Consider the following 8,191-nt stretch of genomic DNA (forward strand, 5'->3'; position numbering starts at 1 on the left):
TCGAACATGGCTCGCATTCTTCTGATCGACGACGACCGACTGGTACGGCAATCCATCCGGCTCGCGCTGGCCGATAGCGGGCACCAGCTGGACGAAGCGGAAAACGGCGCCGACGGCCTGGACCGCGCCGCCGCCGCGCCGCCCGACCTGGTGATCACCGATCTGATCATGCCCGAGCGCGAGGGCATCGAGACCATTCTGGCGCTGCGGCGCATGGCGCCGGACCTGCCCATCATCGCCATTTCCGGCGGCGGGCGGATCGGGCCGGGCGATCTGCTGGCCGCCGCCAAGCGGCTCGGCGCCACCACGACGCTGCGCAAGCCGTTCGACGATGTCGAGCTGCTCGACCAGATCGAGCGGGCGCTCGACGTGAAGGTGGCCTGCTAGCCGCAAACGCCCGCAAAATTCTCCGCCGAGCCCGGCGGCGACCCAGCTCCGCTCAGCCCGCCGTCCTGTCGATCACGTCGAGCAGTTCGGCCACGTGGCGGCGCTGCTCCGACGCGTTGCCGCTCCGGATCGCGTGCTCCACGCAGGTCGCGACGTGGCCCTTCAGCACTTCCTGCTCGATCCGGCCGAGCGCGGCGCGCACCGCCTGCACCTGGGTGATCACGTCGATGCAGTAGCGGTCGTCTTCCACCATGCGGGCAATGCCGCGCACCTGGCCCTCGATGCGGCGCAGGCGGTTGAGTGCGGATTTCTTGGTCTCTGGCGTCATGGCTTGAAAATACCCCTGGGGGGTATATATAGAGATCGATTGGCCTGCATCAAGGCCTTTCCCGGCTGAGCCAGCTATCGGAATCTCTGTCATGTCCGACCACAGCGGCAAATCCTGTTGCCACGGCGCGCACGCGCATCACGACCATGGCGCCGCGACCAAGGAGAAGGATCCGGTCTGCGGCATGATGGTCGATCCGCATACGGCCAAGCATCGGGCCGAGCATGCGGGCCGCACCTATTACTTCTGCAATCCGCGCTGTCGGGAGAAGTTCGTCGCCGAGCCGGCGCGCTATCTGCAGCCCGCCGCGGCAAAGCCCGCCGCACCGGTGCCGGCAGGGGCCATCTACACCTGCCCGATGCACCCGGAGATCCGGCAGGTCGGCCCCGGCGATTGCCCGATCTGCGGCATGGCGCTGGAGCCGGCGGAGTTCGATCCCACGGCCCCGGAAGGCCCGAGCGAAGAGCTGCGAGACATGCAGCGGCGGTTCTGGATCTCGCTCGCGCTGTCGCTGCCGGTCTTCCTGCTGGAGATGGGCGGGCACCTGACCGGGCTGATGCACCTGGTGGGCGCGCGCAATTCGATCTGGGTACAGCTCGTGCTGGCGACGCCGGTGGTGCTGTGGGGCGGCTGGCCGTTCTTCGTCCGCGGCGCGGCGTCGGTGCGGAGCGGAAATCTCAACATGTTCACGCTGATCGCGCTCGGCACCGGGGTCGCCTGGATCTACAGCATGGTGGCGGCCTTGGCGCCCGGCCTGTTCCCGCCGGCCTTCCGCGGGCCGGAAGGCACGGTCGCGGTCTATTTCGAGGCGGCGGCGGTGATCACCGCGCTGGTGCTGCTCGGCCAGGTGCTGGAGCTGCGCGCCCGCGAGCAGACCGGCGGCGCCATCCGCGCCCTGCTCGACCTGGCACCGCGCGACGCGACGCGGTTGCGCGCCGATGGCAGCGACGAGACGGTGCCGCTCGACCAGGTCGCCGCCGGCGACCGCCTGCGCGTGCGGCCGGGCGACAAGGTGCCGGTCGACGGCGTTCTGCTCGAAGGCCGCAGCGCCATCGACGAATCCATGGTGACCGGCGAATCGATGCCGGTGACCAAGGGTGCCGGCGACAGGCTGATCGGCGGCACGATCAATCAGTCCGGCGGCTTCGTCATGCGGGCGGAGCGCGTCGGGCGCGACACCATGCTGGCGCAGATCGTGAAGCTGGTGGCGGAGGCGCAGCGCAGCCGCGCGCCGATCCAGCGCCTCGCCGATGTCGTGTCGGGCCGGTTCGTGCCGACGGTCATGGCGGTGGCGGCCATCGCCTTCATCGCCTGGTCGGTGTTCGGGCCGGAGCCGCGCTTCACCTTCGGATTGATCGCCGCCGTCGCCGTGCTGATCATCGCCTGTCCGTGCGCGCTGGGCCTCGCCACACCGATGTCGATCATGGTCGGCGTCGGCCGCGGCGCGCAGATGGGCATCCTGATCCGCAATGCCGAGGCGCTCGAGCGGATGGAGAAGGTCGACACCCTGGTGGTCGACAAGACCGGCACCCTCACCGAAGGCAGGCCCAAGGTCACCGCGATCCGGACCCTCGCCACGTTCGACGAGAAGGAGCTGCTGTTCGCCGCCGCGAGCCTGGAGCGCGCGAGCGAGCATCCGCTGGCCCGCGCCATCGTGGCGGCGGCGGCCGAACGCGGCATCGAGCTGGAGGAGCCGGCCGAGTTCGATTCGCCGGTCGGCAAGGGCGTGATCGGCCGCCTGGGCGGGCGCCGCATCGCGCTCGGCAACGTCAAGCTTCTGGCCGAACTCGGCATCGATGCCGCCGCCGCGGAGGCGGAGGCCGATGCCCTCCGCAGCGACGGCGCCACCGTGATCCACGTCGCCGTCGACGGTCGGCTGGCCGGCCTGATCGCCATCGCCGATCCGGTGAAGGAGACGACGCCGGAGGCGCTGCGCGACCTGCGCGCGGCGGGCGTGCACGTGGTGATGCTGACCGGCGACAATCGTCGCACCGCGGCGGCGGTCGCCAAGCGGCTGGGCATCGACGAGGTCGAAGCCGAGGTGCTGCCCGAGCAGAAGAGCGCCGTCGTCGCGCGGCTCAAGCGCCAGGGCCGGGTGGTCGCGATGGCGGGCGACGGCGTCAACGATGCGCCGGCGCTGGCCGCGGCCGATATCGGCATCGCCATGGGCACCGGCACCGATGTCGCCATGGCGAGCGCCGGCATCACCTTGGTGAAGGGCGATCTGCGCGGCATCGCGCGGGCCCGCGCGCTGTCGGCGGCGACCATGCGGAACATCCGCCAGAACCTGGTCTTCGCCTTCGTCTACAACGCCGCCGGCGTGCCCATTGCGGCCGGCGTGCTGTACCCGGTTTTCGGCCTGTTGCTGAGCCCGGTGATCGCCGCGGCGGCGATGTCGCTCTCCTCGGTCAGCGTGATCGGCAACGCGCTGCGGCTCCGGCGCGCATCGCTCTAGCGCAACCGTCGCAGCAGGACGGCGCTGGCCAGGATCACCACGCCGATCGATGCCGAAAGCCAGAGCGCCGCGGCGTTGCCGAGATGCTCGATCACCAGGGCATAGGCGAGCGGCGCCAGCGCCGAGAGATAGAAGCTGGGCGCCAGCAGGCGCCCGACCAGGCTGCCATAGACCTGCGGGTCGAACAGCGCGAGCGGCAAGGTGCCGCGCACGATGGTGAGCAACCCGTTGCCGGCGCCGTAGACGATGGCAAAGAACATCGCCGCGACCACGAGCTGCCCGCTCAGCAGCCCGACGATGAAGCAGACCGGCAATGCCGCCGATGCGCCGATGTTGAGCGCGAAGGGGCTGACCCGGGTGCCGAACAGCACCTCGCCGAGCCGCGAGGCCGATTGACCGATGCCGCGCAACGCACCGATCCAGACCGCGACCGAGGCGGCGACGCCGAGCCCGCCCAGGACCGCGATCATATGCGCCGACATGCCGGAATTGAGGAAGGTCGCCAGCGCCACGGCGAGCGCGTAGAGGCCGGCGGCGAGACGCCGGTCGCGCGCCTTCCGCGGCGACGGCGCCGCGGCGTCTGCCGGCTTCGCTTCGGCCTGGTAGCGGCCGCGCGGAACGGCGAGATGCAGCGGCACGGTGAGCGCCGCGAAGCCGGCATAGCAGAGCACCGCGCCGCGCCAGCCGAACAGCTCGGCGAGGCCATGGCCGACCGGCCAGAGCACGGTGGAAGCGAGCCCGCCGAGCAGCGTGATCTGCGCGATCGGCCGGCGCGCCTCCGGCCCGCCGATGCGCGCCAGGGCTGCGAAGGCGGCGTCGTAGAGCGTCATCCGCATGGCGAGCCCGAGCACCGCCCAGGCCGCGTAGTAGAGCCAGAGGTCGCGCGCGAGCGCCAGGCCGACACAGCCCAGCATGGTGAGCAGCGAGCCCGCGACCATGACATTGCGCCCGCCATGCGTTTCGATCAGGCGGCCGACCCGGGCCGAGACCACGCCCATCACGGCAAGGCCAGCCGAGAAGCCGCCATGCACCACCGCCATGCTCCAGCCGAGATCGGCCGCGATCAGATGACCGAAGGCGCCGATCAGATAGTAGGTGATGCCCCAGCAGACGAGCTGCGACAGGCCGAGGATCAGGACAGTCCGAGGGCGGATCAAGCGCGTGGGGGCGAATCGAGGGGCGGGCTCCCATCATGCGGCAGAGCGGTGGCGCCTGCACCGAGTTCGCGCTGCATCAGCACGGTGTCGACCCAGCGGCCGAGCTTGAAGCCGACCGCGGTCAAGGTACCGACGGGCCGGAATCCGAGCGCGCGATGGAGGGCGATCGATGCCTCGTTCCCGCTATCGCCGATCACCGCGATCATCTGGCGCCAGGGACCGGCCTCGCAGCGCAGGACAAGGCCGGTCAGCAACGCGCGGCCGATGCCCTGCCCCGCCAGACCATCGCGCACATAGACCGAATCCTCGACCGTGTGGCGGTAGGCCGGCCGCGGCCGGTAGCCGGTCGCATAGGCATAGCCGACCACCTCCCCCGCCTTCTCCGCCACCAGATAGGGCAGGCCCGCGCCGATCACGGCCGCGTGGCGCGCCGCCAGCGCGGCCGATGTCGGTACCTCCTCCTCGAAGGTCGCGAGGCCGGATCGCACGAAGGGCCCATAGATCTCACGCACCGCCTCGAAATCCGCAGCCGCCGCATCGCGGACGACGATCGCGTCCGCCCTGTCCTTCCCGTTCGTCACCGCGCGCTCCCGTTCCGGCGATTGCCGTCGAGGACGCAGCTTGCTTGCACGGACAATATGAGAGAAATTTTTGTTGTTGATGCATGGCATAAGAGAAAATTTGAAATGCGGAGCCTCAATCTCGACCATCTGCGCGCCTTCGGCGAAGTGGTGGCGACCGGCGGCTTTTCCGCCGCCGCCGCGCGCCTCAACCTGACCCAGCCCGCGGTCAGCCTGCAGGTGCGGCAGCTCGAGCGGCGGCTGGGCGTCGAACTGGTCGAGCGCACCGGACGGCGCGCGACGCCGACCGCCGCGGGACGCGAGCTCCTCGCGCATATCCGGTCGATCGACGGCGCCGTCGCCGGCGCGATGGAGGCGATGGCCGCCCACGCGACCGGTGTCGCCGGCCGGGTCCGGCTCGGCACCGGCGCCACCGCCTGCATCTATCTGCTGCCGACGGTGCTGCGCCGCCTGCGCAAGCGCTATCCGGGCCTGGAGATCGTGGTCGGCACCGGCAACACGCCGGACATGCTGCGGGCGATCGAGGAGAATACGCTCGATCTCGGCCTGGTCACGCTGCCGGCCGCCGGTCGCGCGCTGCAGGTGACGCCGCTGCTGCGGGACGAGATGGTGGCGATCGCAGCGCCCGGCGACCGCCGCCTGCCGGCCAAGGTGACCGCGGCGGCGCTGGCGACGCAGCCCGTCGTGCTCTATGAGCCGGGCGCCCATACCCGCCGCGTGGTCGACGACTGGTTCCTGGCGGCCGGACAATCGCTGAAGCCGGCGATGCAGCTCGGCAGCGTCGAGGCGATCAAGCAGCTGGTCGGCGCCGGCCTCGGGCTGGGCCTGCTGCCGCGCATGGCCGTGGCGCAAATGGCGAGCCGCGGCCCGCTTGCGGTGCGCCCGCTCGCGCCCCGGCTGTACCGGGAGCTGGGCCTGGTGGTGCGCCGCGACAAGCCGTCGAGCCGAGGCCTTGCCGAGGTGATCCGCGCGCTCGGCCGCATGGCGAAGACCGGCGGCCGGCCTTCCGGCGATTGACGTCCTGCCCGGCCGGCTCAGGCGGTGACTTGCTGCGGCTGCTCGGCGAGGATGCCGCGCGGCAGGACCACGGACGCCATGGTGCCTTCGCCCTTCACGCTCTGCAGGGTCAGCGTCCCGCCATGCGCCTCGGCCATGGCGCGCGCCAGCGGCAGGCCAAGCCCGGTTCCCTCGTGCTTGCGCGCCAGTGAGCTGTCGACCTGCATGAAGGGCTTGAGCACCCGCCCGAGATCGCCGCGCGATATGCCAATGCCGTTGTCAACGACTTCGAAGCAGGCTTCCGTCTCGCTGCACCGGGCACTGACCTCGATGCGGCCGCCGGAGGGCGTGAACTTGACGGCGTTGGAGAGCAGGTTGACGGCGATCTGCCGGATCTTCTGAGGATCGCCGTTCATAACCATGCCCGGCTCGATGCCGGTTTCGACCAACGTCAGCCCGCCGCGCTCGGCCAATCCCCTGACGTGCTTGCAGGCCTGATGCAGCAGGGTCGACAGGTCGACCATTGCGGGACGCAGCGTGAGCCGGCCGGCTTCGGCCTTGGTGAGGTCGAGGATGTCGTTGATCACGCCGAGCAGATGGCGGCCGCTATCGCCGATATCCTGCACGTATTCCCGGTAGCGCCGGTCGCCGAGCGGCCCGTACGGCTCCATCGCCATCACCTCCGAGAAGCCGATCACCGCGTTGAGCGGCGTGCGCAGCTCGTGGCTCACCATGGCGAGGAAATCCGACTTCGCGCGGCTCGCCTCTTCCGCGGCCTCCTTGGCGATGCGCAGCGCCTCGAAGGCGGTCAGCTTTTGCCGCTGACCTTCCAGCAGCGCGTCCGCCTCGGCCTTGGCGGCGCGCGCCTCGGTCAGCTCCGCCGCATGCGCCCATTGCCGGCCGAGCATGCGCGCGCCGAAAACGATGGCGGCGATCAGGACCACCGACCCGATACCGAAGGTCAGCACCTGCTGCCGCCAGGACCACAGCACGTCCTCCATCGGCATGGTGACGCGGACCATCAGCGGATAGTTCGGCGTCCGGCGATAGGCCTTGAGGCGCCGCTTGCCGTCGATCGGGCTCGGCGCGCGCTCCACGCCATCGTCCGGCAGGTCGTCGCCGAATTCCGGGAAGGTCCGGCCGATCGCATCGGTACCGGGATGGCGGCTGAGCAGCACGTTGTCGCGCCGCACGAGCGAGACGGTCATGCCGTCATCTTCGACCACCTCGCGAAAGCTGCGCTCGAAATAGTCGACCGTCATGGCGCCGAGGACGAGGCCGCGAAAGCTGTCGTCCGGGCCCGAGATGCGGCGTGCGAGATAGACCGTCCAGGTGCCGGTGCCGCGGTTCTGCACGGGTACGCTGACAAAGCTCTGGTCGGTTTCGGTCGCCTGCAGAAACTTGAAGTAGTCCCGATCGGACACGTTGACCGTGGGTATGGGCCAATAGCGGCTGAAATTGATCAGCTGGCCGTTGCGGTTGATGATCGTGATGGCGTCGAGTTGCGGCAGGCCGGAGATCTTTTCCTTCAGCAACTGCTGAATCTCGATCGTACCGAGCTCCCGGTCGAACGATCCGGGCCCGGTGGCGACGACACGCTCCAGCACGCTGCCCAGAACCAGATCCACCGACTGGAAGGTCCGGGCGGCCTCCTGCGCCAGCGCCCGGGTCAGCGTGCGCAATTCGTGCGAGGCATTGTCGAGCGCCGCATCGTAGCGGCGGCCCAGGACGGTGACGCCGATCGCCAGGATGAGAACGATCAGCGCCGCCGTCGCGGCGTAGAGACGGCATACCGGCCCGAGCACAATCGTGCGTGCGGTATCGCCGTCAGCCGGACGTCCCCGCGCCCATCGACAGACCAATCGATGCAAGCCTTCCCCCAAACGAAGTGGCCGCCGGCGCGATTGACGCCGGCGGCCGATCACTCATGCCGCGCGTACCTTGGCGATGAACTTGTCGACCTCGCCGCGCAGCACCTCGGATTGCCGGGCGAGCTCGCTCGAGGCCGCGTTCATCTGCGTCGCCGCCGCGCCGACCTCGCCGGAGGCCTGCGTCACGCTGCCGATGTTCTTCGACACTTCCTGCGTGCCGCTGGCGGCTTCCTGCACGTTGCGGCTGATCTCCTTGGTCGCCGCGCCTTGCTCCTCCACCGCCGAGGCGATCGTCGTCGCGATCTCGCTCACCCGCTCGATCGACTTGCCGATCGCCTGGATGGCGCCGACCGCGTCGCCGGTCGCCGTCTGCACGGCCTGGATCTGCCGCGAGATCTCCTCGGTCGCCCGCGCCG

General features: G+C 70.0%; 7 protein-coding genes and 1 pseudogene. 3 read left to right on the top strand and 5 right to left on the bottom strand.

The genetic code is table 11. The features are described 5' to 3' along the window. Positions 1 to 6: 6 nt before the first annotated feature. Positions 7 to 387 carry a response regulator gene (locus tag DT074_RS19870; protein WP_119421607.1) on the top strand — a complete coding sequence of 127 codons (381 nt, stop codon included), beginning with the start codon at positions 7 to 9 and terminating at the stop codon, positions 385 to 387. 52 nt (positions 388 to 439) lie between these two features. Here DT074_RS19870 and DT074_RS19875 read toward each other — a convergent pair whose 3' ends face one another. Continuing rightward, positions 440 to 715: a metal-sensitive transcriptional regulator gene (locus tag DT074_RS19875; RefSeq protein WP_119421608.1), complete on the bottom strand. Its 276-nt coding sequence runs from the start codon at positions 713 to 715 to the stop codon at positions 440 to 442. Positions 716 to 806: 91 nt separating this feature from the next. On the opposite strand from DT074_RS19875, the gene DT074_RS19880 reads away from it, so the two are divergent. Next, entirely contained in the window at positions 807 to 3,170 is a 2,364-nt protein-coding gene (locus tag DT074_RS19880; RefSeq protein ID WP_119421609.1) for a heavy metal translocating P-type ATPase, read from the top strand. Here DT074_RS19880 and DT074_RS19885 read toward each other — a convergent pair. Both DT074_RS19885 and DT074_RS19890 read right to left on the bottom strand, forming a co-directional pair. Further along, the gene (locus DT074_RS19885) at positions 3,167 to 4,327 is read right to left on the bottom strand and encodes an MFS transporter (protein ID WP_119421610.1); all 1,161 of its coding nucleotides are present in this window, start codon (positions 4,325 to 4,327) and stop codon (positions 3,167 to 3,169) included. The two genes, DT074_RS19880 and DT074_RS19885, sit on opposite strands and share 4 nt — an antisense overlap. After that, complete coding sequence (locus DT074_RS19890; RefSeq protein ID WP_368744788.1) at positions 4,324 to 4,908, bottom strand: GNAT family N-acetyltransferase; 585 nt, start codon at positions 4,906 to 4,908, stop codon at positions 4,324 to 4,326. The genes DT074_RS19885 and DT074_RS19890 overlap by 4 nt, the downstream gene beginning before the upstream one ends. A 105-nt stretch (positions 4,909 to 5,013) precedes the next feature. Between DT074_RS19890 and DT074_RS19895 the strand changes: the two genes are divergently transcribed. After that, positions 5,014 to 5,925, top strand: a complete 912-nt coding sequence (locus DT074_RS19895; protein ID WP_119421612.1) for a LysR family transcriptional regulator — start codon at positions 5,014 to 5,016, stop codon at positions 5,923 to 5,925. 17 nt (positions 5,926 to 5,942) lie between these two features. Here DT074_RS19895 and DT074_RS19900 read toward each other — a convergent pair whose 3' ends face one another. After that, the gene (locus tag DT074_RS19900) at positions 5,943 to 7,709 is read right to left on the bottom strand and encodes a sensor histidine kinase (protein ID WP_162915031.1); all 1,767 of its coding nucleotides are present in this window, start codon (positions 7,707 to 7,709) and stop codon (positions 5,943 to 5,945) included. Positions 7,710 to 7,829: 120 nt separating this feature from the next. Continuing rightward, positions 7,830 to 8,191, bottom strand: a pseudogene (locus DT074_RS19905) (methyl-accepting chemotaxis protein); the annotation flags it as partial.

It is taken from the genome of Desertibaculum subflavum, assembly GCA_003576705.1.
GTDB classification, from domain to species: Bacteria; Pseudomonadota; Alphaproteobacteria; order Ferrovibrionales; family Ferrovibrionaceae; genus Desertibaculum; species Desertibaculum subflavum.

Excerpts from the sequence above, each read along its gene's own strand:
- DT074_RS19870 (WP_119421607.1), top strand. The coding sequence starts at position 7 with ATGGCTCGCATTCTTCTGATCGACGACGACCGACTGGTACGGCAATCC.
- DT074_RS19875 (WP_119421608.1), bottom strand. The coding sequence starts at position 715 with ATGACGCCAGAGACCAAGAAATCCGCACTCAACCGCCTGCGCCGCATC.
- DT074_RS19880 (WP_119421609.1), top strand. The coding sequence starts at position 807 with ATGTCCGACCACAGCGGCAAATCCTGTTGCCACGGCGCGCACGCGCAT.
- DT074_RS19895 (WP_119421612.1), top strand. The coding sequence starts at position 5,014 with ATGCGGAGCCTCAATCTCGACCATCTGCGCGCCTTCGGCGAAGTGGTG.